Annotated in this window: 21 protein-coding genes; 10 read left to right on the top strand and 11 right to left on the bottom strand. The window is 62.7% G+C overall.

Translation table 11 applies throughout. The features are described from left to right. The first annotated feature begins 162 nt into the window (after positions 1-162). Positions 163-2,037 (top strand): tRNA uridine-5-carboxymethylaminomethyl(34) synthesis enzyme MnmG, encoded by a 1,875-nt coding sequence (gene mnmG, locus B5F19_RS13395; protein ID WP_191438271.1) that lies wholly within the window; start codon positions 163-165, stop codon positions 2,035-2,037. Between the two features lie 513 nt (positions 2,038-2,550). Here mnmG and pth read toward each other — a convergent pair. From pth to proC, 8 genes are all read right to left on the bottom strand, one after another. After that, a complete protein-coding gene (gene pth / locus B5F19_RS13390; protein WP_087291306.1) occupies positions 2,551-3,141 on the bottom strand; it encodes an aminoacyl-tRNA hydrolase in 591 nt (196 codons plus the stop codon). A 242-nt stretch (positions 3,142-3,383) separates the two neighbouring features. After that, on the bottom strand, positions 3,384-4,367 hold the full coding sequence (locus tag B5F19_RS13385; RefSeq protein ID WP_087291304.1) for a ribose-phosphate pyrophosphokinase: 984 nt from the start codon (positions 4,365-4,367) through the stop codon (positions 3,384-3,386). 116 nt (positions 4,368-4,483) lie between these two features. Then, positions 4,484-5,155 carry a DapH/DapD/GlmU-related protein gene (locus tag B5F19_RS13380; protein WP_242972816.1) on the bottom strand — a complete coding sequence of 224 codons (672 nt, stop codon included), beginning with the start codon at positions 5,153-5,155 and terminating at the stop codon, positions 4,484-4,486. A 220-nt stretch (positions 5,156-5,375) separates the two neighbouring features. Further along, a complete protein-coding gene (locus B5F19_RS13375) occupies positions 5,376-5,891 on the bottom strand; it encodes an HD domain-containing protein (RefSeq protein WP_087291299.1) in 516 nt (171 codons plus the stop codon). 173 nt (positions 5,892-6,064) lie between these two features. After that, a complete protein-coding gene (locus B5F19_RS13370; protein ID WP_087291297.1) occupies positions 6,065-7,321 on the bottom strand; it encodes a glutamate-5-semialdehyde dehydrogenase in 1,257 nt (418 codons plus the stop codon). Between the two features lie 215 nt (positions 7,322-7,536). After that, positions 7,537-7,869: a hypothetical protein gene (locus B5F19_RS13365; RefSeq protein WP_087291295.1), complete on the bottom strand. Its 333-nt coding sequence runs from the start codon at positions 7,867-7,869 to the stop codon at positions 7,537-7,539. Positions 7,870-8,402: 533 nt separating this feature from the next. Beyond that, complete coding sequence (gene proB / locus B5F19_RS13360; protein ID WP_087291293.1) at positions 8,403-9,170, bottom strand: glutamate 5-kinase; 768 nt, start codon at positions 9,168-9,170, stop codon at positions 8,403-8,405. Positions 9,171-9,212: 42 nt separating this feature from the next. After that, positions 9,213-10,016: a pyrroline-5-carboxylate reductase gene (gene proC / locus B5F19_RS13355; RefSeq protein WP_087291291.1), complete on the bottom strand. Its 804-nt coding sequence runs from the start codon at positions 10,014-10,016 to the stop codon at positions 9,213-9,215. A 211-nt stretch (positions 10,017-10,227) separates the two neighbouring features. Here proC and B5F19_RS13350 point away from each other — a divergent pair, with 211 nt between their 5' ends. Then, entirely contained in the window at positions 10,228-10,551 is a 324-nt protein-coding gene (locus tag B5F19_RS13350; protein ID WP_087291289.1) for a helix-turn-helix transcriptional regulator, read from the top strand. Continuing rightward, complete coding sequence (locus tag B5F19_RS13345) at positions 10,548-11,924, top strand: DUF2812 domain-containing protein (protein ID WP_087291288.1); 1,377 nt, start codon at positions 10,548-10,550, stop codon at positions 11,922-11,924. The genes B5F19_RS13350 and B5F19_RS13345 overlap by 4 nt, the downstream gene beginning before the upstream one ends. Before the next feature lie 66 nt (positions 11,925-11,990). On the opposite strand, the gene B5F19_RS13340 is transcribed toward B5F19_RS13345, so the two are convergent. From B5F19_RS13340 to B5F19_RS13330, 3 genes are read right to left on the bottom strand one after another with little or no spacing between them, the layout of a single operon-like run. Next, entirely contained in the window at positions 11,991-12,704 is a 714-nt protein-coding gene (locus B5F19_RS13340) for a DUF6442 family protein (protein WP_087291286.1), read from the bottom strand. A 44-nt stretch (positions 12,705-12,748) separates the two neighbouring features. Continuing rightward, the gene (locus B5F19_RS13335) at positions 12,749-13,183 is read right to left on the bottom strand and encodes a hypothetical protein (RefSeq protein ID WP_087291284.1); all 435 of its coding nucleotides are present in this window, start codon (positions 13,181-13,183) and stop codon (positions 12,749-12,751) included. Continuing rightward, on the bottom strand, positions 13,167-13,400 hold the full coding sequence (locus B5F19_RS13330) for a helix-turn-helix transcriptional regulator (protein WP_087291283.1): 234 nt from the start codon (positions 13,398-13,400) through the stop codon (positions 13,167-13,169). The genes B5F19_RS13335 and B5F19_RS13330 overlap by 17 nt, the downstream gene beginning before the upstream one ends. Before the next feature lie 369 nt (positions 13,401-13,769). Here B5F19_RS13330 and hrcA point away from each other — a divergent pair, with 369 nt between their 5' ends. The 7 genes from hrcA to B5F19_RS13300 all read left to right on the top strand — a co-directional run bounded on the left by hrcA (position 13,770) and on the right by B5F19_RS13300 (position 21,782). Beyond that, the gene (gene hrcA / locus B5F19_RS13325) at positions 13,770-14,843 is read left to right on the top strand and encodes a heat-inducible transcriptional repressor HrcA (RefSeq protein WP_087291281.1); all 1,074 of its coding nucleotides are present in this window, start codon (positions 13,770-13,772) and stop codon (positions 14,841-14,843) included. 17 nt (positions 14,844-14,860) lie between these two features. Beyond that, positions 14,861-15,445, top strand: a complete 585-nt coding sequence (grpE, locus tag B5F19_RS13320; protein ID WP_087291279.1) for a nucleotide exchange factor GrpE — start codon at positions 14,861-14,863, stop codon at positions 15,443-15,445. Between the two features lie 28 nt (positions 15,446-15,473). Continuing rightward, complete coding sequence (locus B5F19_RS17550) at positions 15,474-15,611, top strand: hypothetical protein (RefSeq protein WP_162612583.1); 138 nt, start codon at positions 15,474-15,476, stop codon at positions 15,609-15,611. A 42-nt stretch (positions 15,612-15,653) separates the two neighbouring features. Continuing rightward, positions 15,654-17,492, top strand: coding sequence for a molecular chaperone DnaK (gene dnaK, locus B5F19_RS13315; protein ID WP_087291277.1), 1,839 nt, complete (start codon positions 15,654-15,656; stop codon positions 17,490-17,492). Between the two features lie 201 nt (positions 17,493-17,693). Then, positions 17,694-18,857, top strand: a complete 1,164-nt coding sequence (gene dnaJ / locus B5F19_RS13310; RefSeq protein WP_087291275.1) for a molecular chaperone DnaJ — start codon at positions 17,694-17,696, stop codon at positions 18,855-18,857. Between the two features lie 171 nt (positions 18,858-19,028). Continuing rightward, positions 19,029-19,640: a hypothetical protein gene (locus tag B5F19_RS13305; protein ID WP_087291273.1), complete on the top strand. Its 612-nt coding sequence runs from the start codon at positions 19,029-19,031 to the stop codon at positions 19,638-19,640. A 624-nt stretch (positions 19,641-20,264) separates the two neighbouring features. Further along, positions 20,265-21,782 (top strand): 4Fe-4S dicluster domain-containing protein, encoded by a 1,518-nt coding sequence (locus B5F19_RS13300; protein WP_087291270.1) that lies wholly within the window; start codon positions 20,265-20,267, stop codon positions 21,780-21,782. Positions 21,783-21,913: the final 131 nt, after the last annotated feature.

Genomic DNA, 21,913 nt, shown 5'->3' with positions numbered 1-21,913 from the left:
GCGGGCCACTAAGGGACCCGGCGAAGCCGGGACGCGCATTGCGCGTACAAGCGTTTTCGCGCAGCGAAAACCTTGGCGGAGGCGGAATTCACTTCCGCCGAGCATGAAAAATCTACGGGACCCCGCGGGGCCCGCAAGCAGTATATGGAGAAATATCAGATGATTCGATACGACGCAGGAGAATATGATATCGCAGTGATCGGTGCGGGCCACGCGGGCATTGAGGCCGCCCTGGCCGCCGCCCGCATGGGCCTACGCACCCTGTGCTTTACCATCAACCTGGACGCGGTGGGCAACATGCCCTGCAACCCGGCCATCGGCGGCACGGGCAAGGGCCACCTGGTGCGGGAGCTGGACGCCCTGGGGGGCGAGATGGGCAGGGCGGCGGACAAGGCCTGCATCCAGTACCGGATTTTGAACCGGGGGAAGGGCCCTGCCGTCTGGTCCCTCCGGGCCCAGGCGGACCGGCGGGAGTACCAGAAGATCATGAAGCACACCCTGGAGCTCCAGGAGAACCTCTGGGTGAAACAGGCGGAGGTGGTGGAGGTCCTCACCGAGGACGGGGCGGTGTCCGGGGTGGTCACCCACACCGGGGCCACTTATCAAGTGAAAGCCGCCGTCATCGCCACCGGCACCTACCTGGGGGGCCGCACCATTGTGGGGGAGGTGGTCCGGGACTCCGGACCGGACGGTCTGGCCGCCGCCCTGCCCCTCACCCAGTGCCTGGTGGACCTGGGGCTGTCCATCCGCCGGTTCAAGACGGGGACGCCTCCCCGGGTAAACCGCCGGTCGGTGGATTTTTCCAAGATGCAGCTCCAGGAGGGGGACGGGGACGCCCAGCCCTTCTCCTTCTCCACCCAGACCCAGCCGGAGAACCGGGCGGTGTGCTACCTCACCTCCACCACGCCGGAGACCCACGCGGTCATCCGGGCCAACCTGGACCGGTCGCCCCTGTTCTCCGGGGTCATCGAGGGGGTGGGGCCCCGGTACTGCCCCTCCATCGAGGACAAGGTGGTCCGCTTCGCCGGCAAGGAGCGCCACCTGCTGTTCATCGAGCCCATGGGTCTGGACACGGAGGAGCTGTACATCCAGGGCTTCTCCTCCTCCCTGCCCGAGGAGGTCCAAATTAAAATGCTCCACACCATCCCCGGCCTGGAGCAGGCGGAGATGACCCGGTGCGCCTACGCCATCGAGTACGACTGCGTGGACCCCACCGAGCTGGAGCCCACCCTGGAGACAAAAAAAATCCCCGGCCTGTACGGGGCGGGGCAGTTCAACGGCTCCTCCGGCTATGAGGAGGCCGCCGTTCAGGGCTTTATTGCCGGCGTGAACGCCGCGTTGAAAATTCAGGGGAAGGAGCCCCTGATCCTCCGCCGGGACCAGGGGTACATCGGGGTGCTCATCGACGACCTGGTCACCAAGGGCACCAACGAGCCCTACCGGATGATGACCTCCCGCACGGAGTACCGCCTGCTCCACCGGCAGGACAACGCCGACCAGCGGCTCACGGAGATCGGCTGCCGCCTGGGGCTGGTTCCCCAGGAGCAGCTGGAGGCCGTCCGGAAAAAGTACGCCGCCGTGGAGCGGGAGTGTAAGCGCCTGGAGCACACCGGCGCGGCCCCCAGCCCGGAACTGGACGCCTTTTTGGCCCGCTACGGGGAGTCCTCGGTGGCCAACGGGGCGAGGCTGGCCGACCTGCTCCGGCGGCCCCCCATCTCCTACGAGGCCCTTGCCCCCTTCGACCCGGACCGGCCCGAGCTGCCCAAGCCGGTGCGGGAGGCGGTGGAAATCGCGATCAAGTACCAGGGCTACATCGACCGCCAGCTGCGCCAGGTGGAGGAGATGAAAAAACTGGAGGACCGCCGCCTGCCTGACACGATAGATTATACCGCCATTGAGGGGCTCCGGCTGGAGGCCCGGCAGAAGCTGAGCCGCATCCGCCCCAAAAACCTGGGCCAGGCCAGCCGGGTGTCCGGGGTGTCCCCGGCGGACGTGGCGGTGCTGATGGTGTATTTGAAGCAGAGGGAAGGAAAGTAGAACTTTTATTACGGGGGGATTTTGCCGCCTTCCTATTCTTAAGCCTTCCCCCTGGGGGGAAGGTGCCCCCGAAGGGGGCGGATGAGGGGACGGTTTAAAGGAACAGGTGTCGTGAGAAGAATCTTGTAGGGCGGGGGCTTGCCCCCGCCGCCCGGTTCCTTTGCTTTCCAGCCGTAGGGCGCGACGACTTGGCGCGCTGTTATGTAGGGCTCCGCCCTGCGGGGCGGGTTACTTTGCCCCCGGCGGCAAAGTAACCAAAACGCCGCCGGGGACGGCTCAGAATGGACACGGAGTGTCCATTTTGAGCCGTCCCCCGGCGATCCTTTGGGTCCTTTCCTATCGCTGGGAAAGGACCTCGCCGCCCGCAGGCGGCGAAATTTCCCCTGTTCAGAAAAGAAGCCCGTCCCGCAGAAATTCCCAAAACCAGAGTTGCAGTTCCCTCCGCCAGCCGGGAGGCGAAACGAAGTTTCGCACAAAATTCTTTTGCCTGCTTTTCTTTCCAAGAAAAGCAGGTCAGTTAAAGCGGTTCATGGCCCGGTCAGCGCCCTCTTTCAGGATGCACTCCACGGCGTCGGCGGCCCGCTTCACCGCCTCGTCCATGACCTTTTTGTCCTCCCCCTGGAACTTGCCCAGCACCCAGTCGGCCAGGTCGTAGTCGGGGTGGGGCTTCTGGCCCACGCCCACCCGGACCCGGGGAAACTGGTCGGTGCCCAGGTGCTGGATGATGTTTTTCAGGCCGTTGTGGCCCCCGGCGGAGCCTTTTTGGCGGATGCGGAGCTTGCCCGGGTCCAGGGCGGTGTCGTCGGAGATGACCAGAATGCGCTCCGGGGGAATTTTATAAAAATCCGCCGCCGGGCGCACCGCCTCCCCGGACAGGTTCATATAAGTGACCGGCTTCATCACCAGTACCTTCTCCCCGGAGATGGTGAGCAGGTTGGTGAGGGCCTTGAATTTCAGCTTCTGAACCGGGGCGTTCTGCCGCTCGGCCAGCTCGTCCACCACCTGGAAGCCCACGTTGTGGCGGGTATCTTCGTACTTCTCGCCCGGGTTGCCCAGGCCCACAATGAGCCAGGAGGCTCCGCCGGTTTGTCTGGAAAAAAACATTGGTTTTATCCTCCTATCCCACAAAATGGGGGCGGCCGTATGGCCGCCCCATAGAAGCCCTCCTGCAAGGAGTTCCACCGTCATCCCCGCGCTAAGTGCCGCCGCTTTGCGGCAGTTGCGCTCCGAAACGCGCCTACGGGCGCAGGCAGACGGCGGAATAAATTTGATCTCGTCATTTTCGAGGACATGTGCCTCGGAAATGACACCTCTTTCAAAGAAGTGGCTTTGCCACTTCTTTGAATTTAAGAAAACAGCCGGGAGACGGAGGTCTCCTCGTAGATGTGGCTGATGGCCTCGGCGAACAGGTGGGCCACGGAGATGTAGCGGATCTTGTCGCACTTCATGCCGGGCTTGGGGGGAATGGTATCCAGGAAGACCACCTCGTCCAGGACGCTGTCGGAGATGCGCTGAACGGCGGGGCCGGAGAGCAGGCCGTGGGTGGCGCAGGCGGTGACGCTCTTGGCCTTGCCGATGTCCACCAGGGCCTTGGCGGCGTGGCACAGGGAGCCGCCGGTGTCCACCATGTCGTCCAGAAGGATGACATGCTTGTCCCGCACATCGCCGATGATGTTCATAACTTCGGAGGAGTTGGCCTTCTGACGGCGCTTGTCCACGATGGCCAGCGGCATAGCCAGCTTCTGAGCGAAGGCGCGGGCACGGGCCACGGAGCCCACGTCGGGGGAGACCACCATAGTCTCGTCCTGGATGGCGGCGTACTTGCGGAAGAACTCGTTGACGAACAGGGGGGAGCCCAGCAGATTGTCCACCGGGATGTCAAAGAAGCCCTGGATCTGGTTGGCGTGCAGGTCCATGGTCAGCACCCGGTCGGCGCCGGCGCGGGTGATCAGGTTGGCCACCAGCTTGGCGGAGATGGGGTCGCGGGGCTTGGTCTTCCGGTCCTGGCGGGCGTAGCCGAAATAGGGGATCACCGCGGTGATCCGTCCGGCGGAGGCGCGCTTCAGGGCGTCGATCATAATGAGCAGCTCCATGAGGGCGTCGTTGACGGTGTGGGCCACTCCGTCCTTCTCAAAGGGGCAGGTGGACTGAACCACAAACACGTCCGAGCCGCGGACGGTCTCATAGATGGAGGCGTAGTTCTCGCCGTCGGCGAAGGAGCCCACCTCCGCGTTGCCCAGAGGGACGCCCAACTCCTGGCAGATGGCCTTGGCCAGCTCCGGGTTGGAATTGCCGGTAAAAATTTTGATGCTTTTCCCGTGTGTGATCATACTCAACTTCCTTCCGTAATTGCGAGCGCGTCCGGGGACCGGGCGCCCTCTTTTTCCTTTCTCTGCAGTGCGGGGGTGTTTATCAGACCGAATATGGAACCACAAAAGCGCGGGGGCTACTTGGCGTCCTTCTTGGCCCGATGGGCGGCGGCCCAGCCGGGCTTTGCCACCTGCCGGGCCCGGGCAATGGCCAAGGCGTCCGGCTCTACGTCCTGGGTGATGGTGGAGCCGGCGGCGGTGTAGGCCCCATCCCCGATGTGGACGGGGGAGACCAGATTGGTGTTGCAGCCGATAAAGCAGTGGTCCCCAATGGTGGAGCGGTACTTCCGGTTGCCGTCGTAGTTGACCAGCACCGTGCCGCAGCCAAAGTTGACCTTCCGTCCCACGTCGGCGTCGCCCACATAGGTCAGGTGGGAGATCTTGGTCCCCTCGCCGATGGTGGAGTTTTTCAGCTCCACAAAGTCGCCCACCTTCACGTCCGCGCCCACATGGCAGTTGGGACGGATGTAGGCGAAGGGCCCCACGTGGGCGCCGGAGTCGATGGTGCTCTCATTGCACTGGGAGGAGTTGATGGTCACTCCATCTCCCACCGTGCAGTCCACCAGCATGGTGTTGGGGCCGATCTCACAGTTGGCGCCCACCACCGTTCTGCCCCGCAGGATAGTTCCCGGGAGCAGCAGGGTCCCAGGCCCCACGGTGACGCTCTCTTCCACATAGACCGTATCCGGGTCCATCATCTTTACGCCGGAGTCCAGCAGGGCCTGGCGCTTGGCAGAAAAATCCTCCATGAACGGATTACCTCCTGATATCATTAAAACAGCCGGGCCAGCCGGTCCGGGCGGCGCGGGAACTGCGCCGGTAAAGACATTATAGCATATTAACAGGGAAATTTTGAGTGGACAAGAAAAAAATTTTTAAATTTAAGCGATTTTTTCATTTTTGTGCAAAATTGCTCACAGCACAGGAGACCGCCGCCCCAGTTGTACTGGGACGGCGGTCAAATGTCCGTCAGCAGGGGGCGGGCATGGGCTCGCCCTTCTCCAGAAGGGGCTCCACGCCCATCTGCTCCCGCAGACGGCCGGGGTGATAGATGCGCGCCAGCTCCAGGGCGGCGCAGAAGGTGTCCACCAGGTCCACCAGCCAGGCCTCCCGGGAGCGGGGCAGCTGGCCGCCCAGCGGCCACATGTGGGACAGGATGATGTTGCGCTCCTTGTCGGAGAGCGCGGTGAGCTCCGCCGCGTTTCGGGCCGCGGCGCGGGGGTGGTCGAAGCACTGAAGGCCGGGGTGGGCGGACTTATCCTTGGAGTCGTATAAATACAGGTCGTGGAGCAGCCCTCCCCGGGCGGCGGCGGCCTCGTCCCACCCGAATTTCCGGGCGGCACGGTAGGACCAGTAGGCCACAAACAGGGAGTGATCCAAAGTGGTAATGCGTCCATGATGGTTCCAGCGGCCCATGCTTCGTACCTGCTCCGAGGCCAGAAGCTCCCGGGTGGTGCGGCAGAACTCGTTGAGATGATGGTTCAATGGAATCAGTCCTTTCTGAAAACGACAGGGGTGAATGGGACTATACACAGCTCCGGAGGCGCGGGTCCCGGGGAACTGGTATCAAAGAAAACGGGGGCTGGCTCCATTGTACGCCGGAACGCACAGCCTGTCAGCCGGAAAACCTTGGAAACGGTCGGGAGGAGCCGGAAAAGTCAGCGGACCTGTCCGGTCCCCCGCACCACATACTTGTAGGTGCACAGCTCCGCAAGGCCCATGGGGCCCCGGGCGTGGAGCTTCTGGGTGGAGATGCCCATCTCGCAGCCCAGTCCGAACTCGCCCCCGTCGGTGAAGCGGGTGGAGGCGTTCCAATAGACCGCGGCGGAGTCCACCTGGGCCAGGAACCGCTTTGCGGCCTCCTCGTCGGCGGTGACGATGGCGTCCGAGTGGCCGGTGGAGTGGGCGGCGATGTGGGCGACAGCCGCGTCCACTCCGTCCACCACCTTGACGGCCAGCACATAGTCCAAAAACTCGGTGTCAAAGTCCTCGGGACCGGCGTGGGTGCCGGAGATGATCTGGGCGGCAGCCTGATCCAGGCGCAGCTCCACGGGGATGGCCCCCTGGGCGGTCCGCCGGTCCACCAGGCGCTCCCGCAGCTTGGGGAGAAATTCTTCCGCGACGGCCCGATCCACCAGGCACACCTCGGCGGCGTTGCACACCGAGGGCCGGGAGCATTTGGCATTTTCCACAATGTTCAGGGCCATCTCCTGGTCGGCAGCTCTGTCCACATAGATGTGGCAGATGCCGGTGCCCGTCTCGATCACCGGGACGGTGGCGTTGTCCACGCAGGCCCGGATGAGACCGGCGCCCCCCCGGGGGATGAGCAGGTCCACATATCCGGTGGCGGTCATCAGCTCATTGGAGGAGGCGCGGGTGGTGTCCTCCACCAGCTGGAGGGCGTCCTCGGGCAGGCCGGCGGCAGACAGGCCCTCCTTCAGGGCGGCCACAATGGCGGCGGCGGAGCGGTGGGCCTCCTTGCCCCCCCGGAGCACGCAGGCGGAGCCCGCCTTCAGGGCCAGGGCGGCGGCGTCGCTGGTGACGTTGGGGCGGCTCTCATAGATGATGGCGATGACCCCCATGGGGACGGCGGTCTTCTCCACCACGATGCCGCTGGGGCGCTCCACCCGGTTGAGGACGGCGCCCGCCGGGTCGGGGAGCTCCACCACCTCCCGGATGCCCTTGGCCATGCCGGCGATCCGGTCGGGATTCAGGGCCAGCCGGTCCAGCATGACGGAGGAGATGGTCCCACGGGCGGCGTCCAGGTCCAGCTGGTTGGCGGCCAGGATCTCCGCCTGGCGCCGCTCCAGGGCGTCCGCCATGGCGGACAGAGCCTTGTTCTTTGTCTCAGTGCTGGCCAGAGCCATGGCGGTCTTGGCGCCCCTGGCTTTCTGGAGCAGTTCTTGTGTGGTCATAGGTGGTCACCTTCTTTTGATTGATCGTTTAAAATGTTTCGTAAACGGGGGGCCGTCGAGGACGCCGGCCCCTACGGGATATACGTCTCCCTCGACCTTCCCCCTGGGGGGGAAGGTGCCGAACGGAGTGAGGCGGATGAGGGGGCAGTCGACGCCCGGTGGCCACGACAAATCGTGGCCCTACAGAGAGGAGCAGCCGTGGGAAAATCACAGGTTCACGCCTTGTGCCCGGTCCGCTGCTCTAAAAGCCTCCGGACCCCACGGTGTACATCCGGCGGATAGTCCGGGTCCGCGAGAATGGCCCGCAGCTCCTTCTCCGACGCCGTGGCGTACAGGCGCATGGCGTTTTCCTCCAGCGACTCCTCCGCAGGAAGTTCGGGGAGGTAAAACTCCACCTTCCGGCAGTCGGGGCAGACGTATACGTCCACCTGGGTAAACTCAGTGGAGGACTCCAGAAAGAACGGACTTCCGTTCATGTGCAGCGCCTGACGGCCGGAAAACTTCATCACGCCCCCGCAGGTACAGCGTCTTTCCCGATCAGCAGTCATAAGAATCCTCCATTCAGACGGCAGGTTGAAACCCGGGCGGAGAGACTCCGGGCGGCCCGGGTGTGCCGCCCCTATAGGAAATAACGGACCGTGCCAAAGAACCGCGGGAGGGGCAAGCCCCTCCCCTACGGGGGTATTAAGAAGGCCTTCCAGGTCTGTGTAGGGGAGGCCCTTGGGCCTCCCGCCAAGATTTGCACCAGCAGCGTTGGCTCGGCAAAGCCAGGCGCACAAATGGAATCGCACCAGCGGCAATTTTTGCAAACCCAGGGCCCAGTGGCCCGGCGGGAATTTAGACCAGCCACTCAGATTTTGCGCGCCGGAAATTTCTTGCCCGGCCCAAGGGTTAACCCCCGTAAACGGGGTCCGGGGAAAGCGGTCCTATGGACCTAGGCGAAGCGGAGCGGAGCCGTAGTCCATCGGCCACGTCCCCGGCGATCCTTTGGTTTCTTTCCCATCGTTGGGAAAGAAACCCGCCCCGCAGGGCGGAACCCTGCCCGCCGCCGGGGCGGCGAAATCCCCCCGCATAAACAAAATTACTTCTTCCCGATAAACCGGGTCCCCACGGCCTTCCCCTCGGCGATGTCGTAGAGGACCTCGGGGTGCTCCCCGTTGGTGATAATCATGTCGCAGCCCACCTCGGCCACCATCTTGGCGGCCCGGAGCTTGGTGGCCATCCCTCCGGTGGCCAGGCCGGAGCCAACGCCGCCGGCCAGGGCCTCGATCTCGGGGGTGACCTCCTCCACCACGGGGATCAGCTTGGCGCTGGGGTCCTTCCGGGGGTCGGCGGTGTACAGGCCCTCAATGTCGCTGAGGAGGACCAGCAGGTCGGCCTTGACGCACCGGGCCACAATGGCCCCCAGGGTGTCGTTGTCGCCCACCTTGATCTCAGCGGTGGCCACGGTGTCGTTCTCGTTGATGATGGGCAGGGAGCCCAGCTCCAGCAGGCGCTCCATGGTGTTCTCAAAGTTCTCCCGGCGCTCGGTGTGGTCCACGTCCTCTCCGGTGAGGAGGATCTGGGCCACCGTGTGGTTATACTGCAAAAACAGCCGGTCGTAGGTGTACATGAGCTCGCACTGGCCCACAGCGGCGGCGGCCTGCTTGGTGGGCATGTCGCTGGGCTTGCCGGGCAGGTTCAGCTTGCCCACCCCCATGCCGATGGCGCCGGAGGACACCAGGATCATCTCGTGCCCCGCGTTTTTCAGGTCGCTGAGGACCTTCACCAGGTCCTCCACATGGCGGATGTTCATGCGCCCGGTGGAGTGGGCCAGGGTGGAGGTGCCGACTTTTACCACGATTCTCATATCAGAAAAACCCCTTTCAGGCAGTGTATGCAGGGATATGTCTCAGTTGCCCATGGCGACGGTCTTGTCGTAGGCGGCGATGACCGCCTCCATGGCGGCGGAGCGGAAGCCATTTGCCTCCAGCGCGCGCACCCCCTGGATGGTGGTGCCGCCGGGGGAGCAGACCCCGTCCTTCAGGACTCCGGGGTGGGCGTGCTGCTCCAGCATCAGCTTGGCGGTGCCCTCCACCATCTGGGCCGCATAGGCCAGGGCTTTGGCCCGGGGCAGGCCGCAGGCCACTCCGCCGTCGGCCAGAGCCTCAATGAACAGGGAGCAGAAGGCGGGGCCGCAGCCGGACACGGCGCTGGCGGCGTTGAGCTGGCCCGGTTCGATCCGGTCCACCAGACCGGCGGGGGCGAGCAGGGCCTGGAAGCCATCCAGCTCCTCCTCCGCGGCGTCCAGCCCGTAGTACTGGACCACGCCGGCCCCCACCGCCACCGGGGTGTTGGGCATGAAGCAGATCACCGGGTACTTGCCCCCGGCCATTGCCTGGATGCGCCGGGCGTCCAGACCGGCGGCCATGGAGGCCAGCACGAAGCGGTCGCTCCGGGCGGCCAGAACAGGGGCGATGGCCTCAAGCATCCCGGCCATCATCTGGGGCTTTACCCCCAGGAAAATCAGCGAACAGGTGCGGGCCACCGTCTCGTTGTCGGAGGCCTGGACTCCCAGGTCCTTGGCCAGGGCCTCCGCCTTGGCTGGGGTGCGGTTGGAGAGCAGAATAGAGGCCTCCGGGGCCCCCTTCACCGCCGCACGGGCCACGGCGGAGCCCATGGTGCCGGTGCCGATGAAACCGATGGTGTTGAACATGTGCGTTCCTCCTTCTGTTCCAGGGGAACAGACTTTTTTACATCTTTATCATAACACTTCTTTCAATCAAAAGGAAGAGAAATCTCAAATTATGAGAGCGGCCCGGGCGCACAAAAGGGACGGAGAGAGAAAGCGATGCCCTTGACTTTCTCGATATTCGAGTTATAATAAAATTACAGAAACTCGATGATCGAGAAATGGAGGTGCGGAGATGCCAAGGGAGCGGTTCAAGACGCTCACCGAGCAGATGTTTTACATTCTGCTCTGCCTGCACCAGGAGCGCCGGGGGGTGGAGATTCTGGAGATGGTCCGCACCCTGACGGCGGACAGGGTGAGCATCGGCTCGGGGACCCTCTACGACCTGCTGGAGCAGTTTACCGCCGAGGGGATGATCCAGGAGGTCCGTGCGGAGGGCCGCCGGCGCAGCTACATCATCACAGAGAAGGGGCGGCAGATGCTGGACCGGGAGTACCGGCGCATCCGGTCCCAGGCCGCCGACTATGAGCACCTGCTTGGAAAGGAGGAGCCTCTATGAGCACCGTGAAGCGGACTTTGGTCAATGTCTCCTTTTACGACCCGGAAGCCATCCAGCGGAAGCTGGAACAGATGGCCGCCCGGGGCTGGATGATCCAAAAGGCGGGCAATCTGTTCTGGACCTATACGAAAATTCCCCCGCAGAAGCTCCGATTTGCCGTGACCTATTTCCCCGGGGCCTCGGAGTTTGACCCCAAACCCAGCGAGAGGCAGCTGGAGAGGGAGGAGCTGTGCGCCCAGGACGGGTGGCGGCTGGTGCTGCGGTGGGACGCCATGCAGATCTTCTGCACCGACCGGGAGGACGCCGTCCCCATCGACACAGACCCGGTGCCTCAGGTGGACAACATCCACCGGACCATGCGGAAAAAGGTGCTGGTGAGCCAGCTGCTCATGGTTCTTTTGATCTTCTGGTCTCTGTACCAGCAGCTGTCCCAGCTGCGGCGGGACCCGGCGGACTACCTCTCCGACACCAGCCGGCTCTTTACCATCCCCCTCTGGCTGATGTTCCTGCTGATGACAATCTATGAGCTGGTTATCTACTTCCGCTGGGGGCGGCGGGCCAAGGAGGCGGCGGAACACGGCGTCTTTCTGCCGGTCCGGGCCCACCCCTGGCTCTCTTGGGCGGCAGTGGGCCTGGCCACCGTATTTCTGCTGTTCTCCTTCTCAGCCAGCAGCGATGGGCTTCTGTTCCTGTTTTTCGTAGTTGTGGTCACAGTAATCCCCATCCTCTTGGCCAACTGGATGCTGGGGGCGCTGAAGGGCCGGGGCGTCTCCCGCAGAGTCAACCTGGCGGTGACCAGCGCTGCCGTTTTTGTTCTGGCCATCGTTGGAATCGCCGCAGTGGCGGTAGGGGCGGCCATCCAGGGTTGGCGGATCATCCCGGGGGAGGAGAGCCAGCCGGTGGGACAGTACGATTGGGACGGGCTGACCATGGACATCTACGACGACCCCCTCCCCCTGGAGGTGGAGGACCTGGCCCAGGTGGACGCCCGCTGGTCCAAGGAGGCCCGGCTCCAGGAGAGCCCCCTCCTGGCCTATGGGGACTACCGGCAGGACCTGCTGTATACCGAGGAGATCCAGGGATATGAGCTCCGCTATGAGATCGCCGACGTGAAGGTCCCGTTCCTCTACGATTTTGTCAAGGATGGGTTTATCCGGGACAACCAGGACGAAGTTCTGGAAAAGTACCTGATACCGGTGGACCCCGCCCCCTGGGAGGCGGAGGAGGTCTATCAGGTTTCCTGGAGCGATGGGGTTCTGGACGACACCTATCTGGTCTGCTGGGAGAAGCGCATCGTGGAAATCAAATTCTACTGGACGCCTACCCAGGAACAGATTCAAATTGCGGCGGAGCGGCTGAAGCCGGGGTTGTAGCGCGTAGCCGCCCACCCTCTGTCCCAGCAGAGGATGGGCGGCATGTATTTTAGAGGAGTTGAGCGGTCACGCCGCCGGCTTCAGCTTCAGAAGTTTCCGCAGCAGCTTCTCCCGATCCCGGTTGAGCTTACCAAGGGTATAGGTCAGGCCCGCGGCCAGCAGCACCAGGGCCAGACGCTCCGGGGCGGGAAAGCCCAGAAGCTGAAACAGGGGGACGCTGAGGATGGACACCAGCACCATGGCCAGGGACAGCATCCCGCCCAGCCGCACCAGCAGGCCCAGGGTGGAGATGGACTGGAAGTAGCGCTCCCACTTCTCCTCGTTCATGCGGCTCCACCTTCCTTTTACAAATAGGAATGCCAGGAACAGCGCCAGAAACACCAGCCCGGCCAGGGAGACGAGCAGGCAGGACAGCACGGCAAACCCAATCAGCCGGCCGATGGAGAACAGGCCGTCCTCCTGTCCCTGGATCAGATACCAGCCCGCCAGGGCCAGGGCGGCCGCCCCGGACAGCAGGGCCAGGATCAGGTACAGGCGCTTCCCGTCCGCCGCGAACCGGGAGAAGTTTTGAACGGCCCAGCTCAGAGGCGTGAGGGCCAGCAGAGGGGCCCAGGCGGAGTCCCCCTGGAGCAGGCAGGCCGCCGCCATCAGCAGGGAGACGGTGACCAGGACAGAGCAGGCCCGGCTCCGGGCGGCCCGCTCCACTTCCCGGTCCCGCTCGTCCCGGATGAGCCCCAGGTCCTGAAGGGTGCGCTGTTCGCTTCGTCTTGTTCGAGACATAGGAGACACCTCACTCAATTTATATTTTTTGGATATGGATGGGGTTACAGCTTTTTCTCATAGTGCAGTCCGCAAAACAGCTCCGACAGCAGGGAGATGAACCAGACCACCCCGGACACGATCAGCATGCCGCCCAGCACCAGCTGTCCGTCCGGGTTTTTCTCGTACAGCACGGCTCCGATGGCGCACAGGGCGCATACCCCCAGCAGCGTGTACTGGACGATGGAGAAGGCGGTGCTCTTGGTGCGCAGCTTCACCAGGATGTTCCGCTCGTCCAGCTCATCCACTCTGTCCTGGAAGAAGAGGCGCTTGTCAAAGCTGCGCAGCAGCAGCCCGGGACCGAGGAGCAGGCTGAGCGCACAAAACACCACCGACTTGGGCTGGATGTTCCCCCGCACCAGAAAAAGCACAATAAATGCCGCACCCAACAGGGTGAAGAACAGCCCTGCGGCAAAGTTTTTCTTATGATAGATCTTCATACTTCTGATCCTCCGCTTTCAGGTTTTCCTCCAGGCAGCACAGGTCCTCCACCGCCACCCCGAACACCAGCGCCAGGCGGTAGGCCAGCATGAGGGAGGGGCTGTACTGCTCCTTTTCCAGTGAAATGATGGTACGGGAGGAGACGTGGACCAGATCGGCCAGCTGCTGCTGGGTCATGCCGGCCGCCGTCCGAAGCTCCTTCACCCGGGTCTTCAAGCCGCATCCCACCTCTCTTGTTCCATTGAATATGAAGTACACTTCACATGAAGTATACTTCATATTATAGACAGGATCACCGGCTTGTCAAGGGGGAGCGGGATAATTTTTATAGAGAAGCGGGAAAAAGATCCAGGGCCGGTCCGGCGCCGGCTCCGGAGCAGGTGAGAATCCGATGATAACTGTCGGAGAAAAATTAGCAATACCGTTAAAACTGTGCGAAAGGAGCGCCGCCGCAGGTCCGATTTATTTGTTTAAAATAAATTCATAAAGTGCCTATTGACATTCCCTGGGGCGGGTGGTACATTATATTTAGCACTCGGGGATAATGAGTGCTAAAACATTTCAAATCAATCAGGAGGTGAGGGCATGGAGCTGACCAACCGGAAAAAGAGGATTCTGCGGGCCGTCGTGGAGATCTATATCGCCACCGCCGAGCCGGTGGGGTCCAAAGCCGTGGCCGAGCAGGCCGGGCTGGACATCTCCTCCGCCACCATCCGAAATGAGATGGCCGACTTGACCGAGATGGGCTATCTGGAACAGCCCCACACCTCGGCGGGCCGGATTCCCTCCCCTCTGGGCTACCGGCTGTACGTCAATGAGCTCATGGGCGAGCACCGGCTGACCATGCAGGAGACCCAGCGCATCAACGACGCGCTGAACGTGAAGATGGAGGAGCTGGACCGGGTCATCGACCGGGCGGGCAAGGTTCTCTCCCAGATCAGCGACTACCCCGTCTTTACCGCCGCCGCCCCCAAAAAGCGGGTGACGGTGAAGCGGTACGACCTGCTGATGGTGGAGGAGAACGCCTTCATCGCCGTGGTGATGACGGACAGCAGCGTGGTGAAGAACAAGCTGATCCGCATGCCCGACCAGGTGTCGGACCCCCAGCTGCAAATGCTGTCCACGGTGCTGAACAACGCCTTCGTGGGGCTGACCCAGGAGGAGATGGAGGACACTCTGGACAAGATGGAGACCCGCTCCGCACCCGGAGCCTTTGCCCTGATCTCCCTGGTGGTCCAGTTCGCCATGGAGGTCCTGAGCGAGCAGTCCAGCCAGAGCGTCCATACCCTGGGCATCACCCACCTGCTGGAGCACCCGGAGTACAGGAGTTTGGACAAGGCGAAGCCTCTGATGAACTATCTGGCGGAGGAGCACGAGTCCTCCAAACTGCCTGTGACCCTCCAGGAGGGGCAGAACATGAATATCCTCATCGGGCCGGAGAATGTGAACGAGGCCCTGAAGGACACCAGCGTGGTCATGGCAAGCTATGACATTGGAGATAATATGCGGGGCGTCATCGGTGTGGTCGGGCCCACCCGAATGGATTACGCCAAGGTAACGGCCCGCCTGTCCTACTTCGCCGACAGCCTCACCCGGATGTTCGGCAAGGGCGAGCTTCCCCCCGGCGACGGGGACGGCGGCGGACAGGACAAGGAATAGGAGGAGCAAGCTGATTTATGAGCAAGAAAGACAAGAAGCCGGAGGAGACCGTGGAGCAGGTCCCGACCGAGCCCCAGCAGCAGCCGGAGGAAGCTCCGGAGGAGGCCGCGCCCCAGGAGACCCAGGCCGGCCAGAGCCAGACGGAGACCGCCGATCCCCTGCTGACTGAGCTGGAGTCCCTGAAAAATCAGGTGGCCCAGCAGGAGGACAAATTCCTCCGCCTGGCCGCCGAGTACGACAACTACCGCCGGCGCACCGCCAAGGAGAAGGAGTCCATCTGGAGCGAGGCGAAGGCCGACGCGGCCGTGGCCTTCCTCCCGGTGTACGACAACCTGGAGCGGGCCCTGAAGCAGGAGACCGCCGACGAGGCCTATAAGAAGGGCGTGGAGATGACCATGAACCAGCTCAAGTCCGTGCTGGAGAAGCTGGGCATCACCGAGATCGACGCCCTGGGAAAACCCTTTGACCCCGCCCTGCACAATGCGGTCATGCATGTGGAGGACGAGAATTTTGGCGAGAACACCGTGGCGGAGGTCTTTCAGGCCGGCTTCATGCTGGGCGAGAAGGTCATCCGGTTCGCCATGGTGAAGGTCGCCAACTGATGTGATTCGTTCCACGAAGGAGGCTGACATGAAGCACCCCTGTCACAATCGAAAGCACGGCGTGCTGCGGCGCCTGAATCCCCTGACCATGGGGCTGTGCTTTGCCGCCGGCCTGCTGTTCGCCTTCTCCTTTGTGTTCTATTTTCTCTCATGGATTTCCCTTTAACTTTGTAACATAAAATTTCATTCATATTGGAGGAACAAGATTATGTCTAAGATCATTGGTATCGACTTAGGTACAACAAATAGCTGTGTGGCCGTCATGGAGGGCGGCGATCCCGTGGTCATCCCCAACGCGGAGGGCAACCGCACCACCCCGTCCGTGGTGGCCTTCTCCAAGGACGGCGAGCGTCTGGTGGGCCAAGTGGCCAAGCGCCAGGCCATCACCAACCCCGACCGGACCGTCATCTCCATCAAGCGTGAGATGGGCTCCGACTACAAGGTGACCATCGACGGCAAGAAGTACACCCCCCAGGAGATCAGCGCCATGATCCTGCAGAAGCTGAAGGCGGACGCCGAGGCCTATCTGGGCGAGACCGTCACCGAGGCGGTCATCACCGTCCCCGCCTACTTCACCGACTCCCAGCGCCAGGCCACCAAGGACGCGGGCAAGATCGCCGGCCTGGACGTGAAGCGGATCATCAACGAGCCCACCGCCGCCGCTCTGGCCTACGGCGTGGACAAGGAGAGCGCCCAGAAGGTCATGGTGTACGACCTGGGCGGCGGCACCTTCGACGTGTCCATCCTGGACATCGACGACGGCGTCATCGAGGTGCTGGCCACCGCCGGCAACAACCGCCTGGGCGGCGACGACTTCGACAAGTGCGTCATGGACTGGATGGCCGCCGAGTTCAAAAAGACCGAGGGCATCGACCTCACCGGCGACAAGGTGGCCATGCAGCGCCTGAAGGAGGCCGCCGAGAAGGCCAAGATCGAGCTGTCCGGCGTCACCTCCACCAGCATCAACCTGCCCTATATCACCGCCGACGCCACCGGCCCCAAGCACCTGGATCTGACCCTCACCCGGGCCAAGTTCAATGAGCTGACCCACCACCTGGTGGAGGCCACCAGCGGCCCCGTGAAGCAGGCCATGAGCGACGCCGGCCTCACCGGCAGCGATATCTCCAAGGTCCTGATGGTGGGCGGCTCCAGCCGGATCCCCGCCGTTCAGGACGAGGTGAAGAAGCTCACCGGCAAAGAGGGCTTCAAGGGCATCAACCCCGACGAGTGCGTGGCCATCGGCGCGGCCCTCCAGGGCGGCGTGTTCACCGGCGACGTGAAGGACCTGCTGCTGCTGGACGTCACCCCCCTGTCCCTGGGCATTGAGACCATGGGCGGCGTGATGACCAAGCTCATCGAGCGCAACACCACCATCCCCGTGAAGAAGAGCCAGATCTTCACCACCGCCGCCGACAACCAGACCTCTGTGGAGGTCCACGTGCTCCAGGGCGAGCGTGAGATGGCTCAGTACAACAAGACGCTGGGCCGGTTCAACCTGGACGGCATCGCTCCCGCCCGCCGCGGCGTGCCTCAGATCGAGGTCACCTTCGACATCGACGCCAACGGCATCGTGAACGTGTCCGCCAAGGACCTGGGCACCGGTAAGGAGCAGCACATCACCATCACCTCCTCCACCAACATGTCCAAGGAGGACATCGACAAGGCCGTCAAGGAGGCCGAGCAGTTCGCCGCCGAGGACAAGAAGCAGCGGGAGGCCGCGGACGTGCGCAACCAGGCCGACCAGATGGTCTTCCAGACCGAGAAGACCCTGGAGGACATGGGGGATAAGATTTCCTCCTCCGACAAGGCCAGCGTGGAGTCCGCCCTGGGCAAGCTGAAGGAGACCCTGAAGGGCAACGACACCGAGGCCATCAAGAGCGCCACCGAGGAGCTCACCAAGGCCTTCTACGCCGTCAGCGAGAAGCTCTATCAGCAGAACGGCCAGCAGGCGGGCGGCCCCGACATGGGCGGCCAGACCGGCGGAAACGACGGCGGCCCCGACGTGGTGGACGCGGACTACACCGTGGTGGACGACGACAAGAAGTAAGAATGATCTATGGTCCGCGCGGGCGGGGCATCGCCCCGCCTGCGCGGCGTCTTGCCTATGCGACAATTAGGAATTAGAAATTAGGAATGAGGAATTGAGGTGTCCGGGCGGGCCGGACGAAGTTCAATTCATCCGCCAAAGGCGGATTCCGCAATTCCTAATTCCTAACTCCTCATTCCTAATTCAAAAGTTGGTGATACTATGCCAGAACAGAAACGTGATTACTATGAAGTCCTGGGCGTGAGTAAGGGCGCTTCGGACGATGAAATTAAAAGGGCCTACCGGAAGCTGGCCAAAAAATACCACCCGGACATGAACCCCGGGGACAAGGAGGCGGAAGCCAAGTTCAAAGAGGTGAACGAGGCGTACAGCATCCTGTCCGACTCGGAGAAGCGGGCCCGCTATGACCAGTTCGGCCACGCGGGTGTGGACCCCAATTACGGGGCAGGCGGCCCGGGCGGCGGCTTCGGCGGCTTCGACATGGGGGACATCGACCTGGGCGACATCTTCGGGTCCTTCTTCGGCGGCGGCTTCGGTGGGTTTGGCGGGAGCGCCTCCTCCCGCCGGAACGGCCCCCAGAAGGGGGAGAGCCTGCGGGCCAGTCTGACCATCTCCTTTGAGGAGGCGGCCTTCGGCTGTGAGAAGGAGATCAACCTGAACCGCACCGAGGAGTGCGAGGCCTGCCACGGCTCCGGCGCGGAGCCGGGCACCACGGCGGAGACCTGTCCCGACTGCCGGGGCACCGGCGTGGTCCGGGTGCAGCAGCGCACCGGCGGCTTTGCCTTCTCCAGCACCGCCCCCTGCTCCCGCTGCCGGGGGACGGGCAAGATCATCCACACCCCCTGCAAGGCCTGCGGCGGCAGCGGCAGCGTGAAAAAGAGCAAGCGGGTCACGGTCAGCATTCCCGCCGGCATCGACGACGGCCAGGCCATCTCCCTGCGGGGACAGGGCAACGCCGGGAAGAACGGCGGCCCCGCCGGCGACCTGATCGTGGCGGTCCATGTCAAGCCCCATCCCCAGTTCCGCCGGGACGGCACCACGGTGCTCTATGAGCAGCCGGTGACCTTCTATCAGGCGGTGATGGGGGCCGAGCTGGAAATCCCCACCATCGACGGCAAGGTGAAATACAATCTGCCCGCCGGGACCCAGACCGGGACCACCTTCCGCCTGCGGGGAAAGGGCATCCCCGAGCTGCGGGGCCGGGGCCGGGGCGACCAGTACGTCACCGTCCGGGTCCAGATCCCCACCTCCCTCAACGGCGAGCAGAAGGAGGCCCTGCGGGCCTTCGCTGAGGCCATGGGCGAGGACGTTCCCGAGGAGAGCGGCCTGAAGGGTTTTTTTGACAAGCACAAAAAGCGAAAGTAATGGAAAAACGGCGGTCTGGGCGTTGGAGGTCCGGGCCGCCGTTTTGTGAATAAAGAGAGAACCTTTTGAAAACAAACAGTCCGCCGCATTGACGGATTTGCTTTTCTACCCTATAATAGTGCCTCACCAGAACCATTTGATTGACCGGAAAGTAGAAAGGAGGTCATCCATATGAGACGAAGGCTTTTTTCCCTGTGCATCGGCGCCTGCGTCGTCGCCATGGCCGCATGCGGAATCCCAGCGGGGGGAACCTCCGATCCTGTGGCGGGCGGGGGCGTGTCCTCTGCGCCTCCGGTGCAGTCTGAGTCGGGCTCGGACGGGGGAAGTGAAGAGAAGGCAGCCTCTGTTACGATCTATGTGGGGACAGATGGGGAATATGCGGAATTCCCCGTGGAATATACAGGAGAACGCCTGGAGACAGGCCAGGTTCCGGTGACCGAAGTGCTCTCTGCCATGGCAAAAATAACCGGATGGAATCTGGATTTGGCCGATCAGATTTACTCCGGCAAGGGCGGAATCACGGTTACCTTTGCGGATACGTGCACACTTCTGACCACCGATGTGTCGGAGGAGGGAAACCAGTCGGAAACCGCGCAGCGGGATCAGCTGGTGCTGGACAGCGTCAAAAAGACCCTCCAGTGCTGGGCTGTCGATCCTGACTTGGGAGATCCAGATTCTGTGGCCGTGTGGTTCTGCGGACCCGACGGCGGTGACTTGGTGCTGGCCGGGACCGGGATCACGCTCTCCAGCACGGAACCCTATACCAAATTTCCATCCGCATAAATGCGGACCGGCCGGTCGGGCGGAGAACTGCCGGCATTGCTTTTTCAAGGGAGAAACCTGCGGGTTTCTCCCTCCAGCTTGTGGAAAAACCTCTGTTCAGACGAATCCGCCTGAGTGTTGGCGGGGGAGCTCGAGGGGGCGGCAGCCCGCCTCGAGTGGGATCGAATGCCCTGAATGCCTTGCAGGGCAAGGCGTTCAGCGAGCGCAGCGAGGACTTTTGCGCCGCTGCGGGGCGCAAAAGTAACGGCATTTTTGCAGGCTGTCGGAAAAGTCCTTGGACTTTTTCGACAGCCTGAAGGGAGAAACCTGCGGGTTTCTCCCTCTTTTGTTCCTTCGCAGCCGTTTTTTGCGGCGAAAAAACGGCCCTCAGGGGGAGAAACGCGGGACGGAGAGGGGCGGCCCCAAAAAGGAGAGACGCAGACTTCCGCAAAAATTCTTGACCCGCCGGTTTGCGCAATGAAAGCAAGATGGGATTTGGAGAAAGTGCTGTATGAGATACAGGAAAATTTTGCAGAAATCTCCACTTTCTTAACGGGCGGAACAGTTGCCAAAGCGGGCCGGCTATGGTAAGATAGAGCCGTGTAAGATGAAAGTTTTCCTGCAAAACAGAGGAGGAGAAAGTAAATGCGCGGTGTCCATACCTTTATCAACGATATCCGGCGCCAGGTCTTTACCGAGGTGGCCCGGATGGCCTTTGAGGGGGGCAACTACGCCAAAACCATTCGGGAGCTGCCCTACAAGATCATCCCCGGCGAGGTGGCCAAGTACCGCCAGAACATCCTGGTGGAGCGGGCTGTGGTCAGCGAACGCATCCGGCTGGCCATCGGTCTGCCCCTGCGGAACGTGAGCGAGTACGAGCCCACGGACGCCTACCTGGAGGACAGCCTGGTGGCGGAGAAGTACTACGATCCCCCGCTGATCAACATCATTTCCTTTGCCTGCAACGCCTGCCCCACCAAGCGGGTGCAGGTGACCAACATGTGCCAGGGCTGTCTGGCCCACCCCTGTAAGGAGGTCTGCCCCAAGGACGCCATCTCCATTGTCCAGGGCAAGAGCTTCATCGACCAGGAGAAGTGCATCAAGTGCGGCAAGTGTGCCGACGAGTGCCCCTACGGCGCCATCCTGAAGTTTGAGCGCCCCTGCGCCGAGGCCTGCGGCATGGACGCCATCGGCTCCGACGAGCTGGGACGGGCCAAGATCGACTACGACAAGTGCGTCTCCTGCGGCATGTGCCTGGTGAACTGCCCCTTCGGCGCCATCTCTGACAAGAGCCAGATCTTCCAGCTGATTCAGGCCATCAAGCGGGGCGACAAGGTGGTGGCCGCGGTGGCGCCCGCCTTTGTCAGCCAGTTCGGCGAGAAGGTCACCTCCTCCCAGATGCGGGAGGCCATGCGCCAGGTGGGCTTCCACAAGGTCATCGAGGTGGCCGTGGGCGCCGACATGTGCACCGCCGAGGAGGCCGAGGACTTCCTGAAGAAGGTTCCCAACGAGCAGCCCTTTATGGCCACCTCCTGCTGCCCCTCCTGGAGCGTGATGGCCAAGAAGCTGTTCCCCCAGTTCAAGGACTACATCTCCATGGCCATGACTCCCATGGTGCTCACCGCCCGGCTGTACAAGAAGGACCACCCGGACGTGCGCATCGTATTCATCGGCCCATGCACCGCCAAGAAGCTGGAGGCCTCCCGCCGCACCATCCGCAGCGACGTGGACTTCGTGCTCACCTTCGAGGAGATGCAGGGCATCTTCGACGCCAAGGGCATCGTCCCCTCTGAGATGCCCTACGACCCCGACGACGAGTTCTCCACCGGCACCTCTCTGGGCCGGGGCTTCGCCGTCACCGGCGGCGTGGCTGACGCGGTGAAAAAGGCCATCGCCGAGATCGACCCGGAGCGGGAGGTCCTGGTGGAGCACGCCGACGGCTTGCGGGAGTGCCGCAAGATGCTGATGATGGCCAAGGCCGGCAAGTACAACGGCTACCTGCTGGAGGGCATGGGCTGTCCCGGCGGCTGCGTGGCCGGCGCGGGCACCATCACCCCGGTGAAGAAGAGCACCGCCGCCGTTACCCGCTATGTGAACGAGGCAAAAGTCAAGAGTGTTCAGGATTCCGCCGCAGTCAAGCGCCTGCGAGAGGTCCAGGACTAAAAAACGAAAAATCCCACCGGCTTCTGAAGTGAACCCCAAAAGTTAGACAAATATTTGAATTAAGCGACCTGAAGGGTCTGGTATCTGTGTTGAGCAGGTGTCAGGCCCTTCAGTTTTAGCTTGATTCTGCG

The organism is Pseudoflavonifractor sp. An184, from assembly GCF_002160305.1.
Taxonomy (GTDB): domain Bacteria; phylum Bacillota; class Clostridia; order Oscillospirales; family Oscillospiraceae; genus Lawsonibacter; species Lawsonibacter pullicola.
The sequence above is the reverse complement of the archived record's forward strand: the minus strand, read 5'-3'. Positions and strand labels throughout refer to the sequence as shown.

Excerpts from the sequence above, each read along its gene's own strand:
- hrcA (WP_087291281.1), top strand. The coding sequence starts at position 13,770 with ATGGAGCTGACCAACCGGAAAAAGAGGATTCTGCGGGCCGTCGTGGAG.
- B5F19_RS13385 (WP_087291304.1), bottom strand. The coding sequence starts at position 4,367 with ATGATCACACACGGGAAAAGCATCAAAATTTTTACCGGCAATTCCAAC.
- B5F19_RS13335 (WP_087291284.1), bottom strand. The coding sequence starts at position 13,183 with ATGAAGATCTATCATAAGAAAAACTTTGCCGCAGGGCTGTTCTTCACC.
- dnaK (WP_087291277.1), top strand. The coding sequence starts at position 15,654 with ATGTCTAAGATCATTGGTATCGACTTAGGTACAACAAATAGCTGTGTG.
- pth (WP_087291306.1), bottom strand. The coding sequence starts at position 3,141 with ATGTTTTTTTCCAGACAAACCGGCGGAGCCTCCTGGCTCATTGTGGGC.
- B5F19_RS13305 (WP_087291273.1), top strand. The coding sequence starts at position 19,029 with ATGAGACGAAGGCTTTTTTCCCTGTGCATCGGCGCCTGCGTCGTCGCC.
- B5F19_RS13370 (WP_087291297.1), bottom strand. The coding sequence starts at position 7,321 with ATGACCACACAAGAACTGCTCCAGAAAGCCAGGGGCGCCAAGACCGCC.
- B5F19_RS17550 (WP_162612583.1), top strand. The coding sequence starts at position 15,474 with ATGAAGCACCCCTGTCACAATCGAAAGCACGGCGTGCTGCGGCGCCTG.
- B5F19_RS13300 (WP_087291270.1), top strand. The coding sequence starts at position 20,265 with ATGCGCGGTGTCCATACCTTTATCAACGATATCCGGCGCCAGGTCTTT.
- dnaJ (WP_087291275.1), top strand. The coding sequence starts at position 17,694 with ATGCCAGAACAGAAACGTGATTACTATGAAGTCCTGGGCGTGAGTAAG.
- B5F19_RS13350 (WP_087291289.1), top strand. The coding sequence starts at position 10,228 with ATGCCAAGGGAGCGGTTCAAGACGCTCACCGAGCAGATGTTTTACATT.
- B5F19_RS13365 (WP_087291295.1), bottom strand. The coding sequence starts at position 7,869 with ATGACTGCTGATCGGGAAAGACGCTGTACCTGCGGGGGCGTGATGAAG.
- B5F19_RS13380 (WP_242972816.1), bottom strand. The coding sequence starts at position 5,155 with ATGGAGGATTTTTCTGCCAAGCGCCAGGCCCTGCTGGACTCCGGCGTA.
- proC (WP_087291291.1), bottom strand. The coding sequence starts at position 10,016 with ATGTTCAACACCATCGGTTTCATCGGCACCGGCACCATGGGCTCCGCC.
- proB (WP_087291293.1), bottom strand. The coding sequence starts at position 9,170 with ATGAGAATCGTGGTAAAAGTCGGCACCTCCACCCTGGCCCACTCCACC.
- grpE (WP_087291279.1), top strand. The coding sequence starts at position 14,861 with ATGAGCAAGAAAGACAAGAAGCCGGAGGAGACCGTGGAGCAGGTCCCG.
- B5F19_RS13340 (WP_087291286.1), bottom strand. The coding sequence starts at position 12,704 with ATGTCTCGAACAAGACGAAGCGAACAGCGCACCCTTCAGGACCTGGGG.
- B5F19_RS13345 (WP_087291288.1), top strand. The coding sequence starts at position 10,548 with ATGAGCACCGTGAAGCGGACTTTGGTCAATGTCTCCTTTTACGACCCG.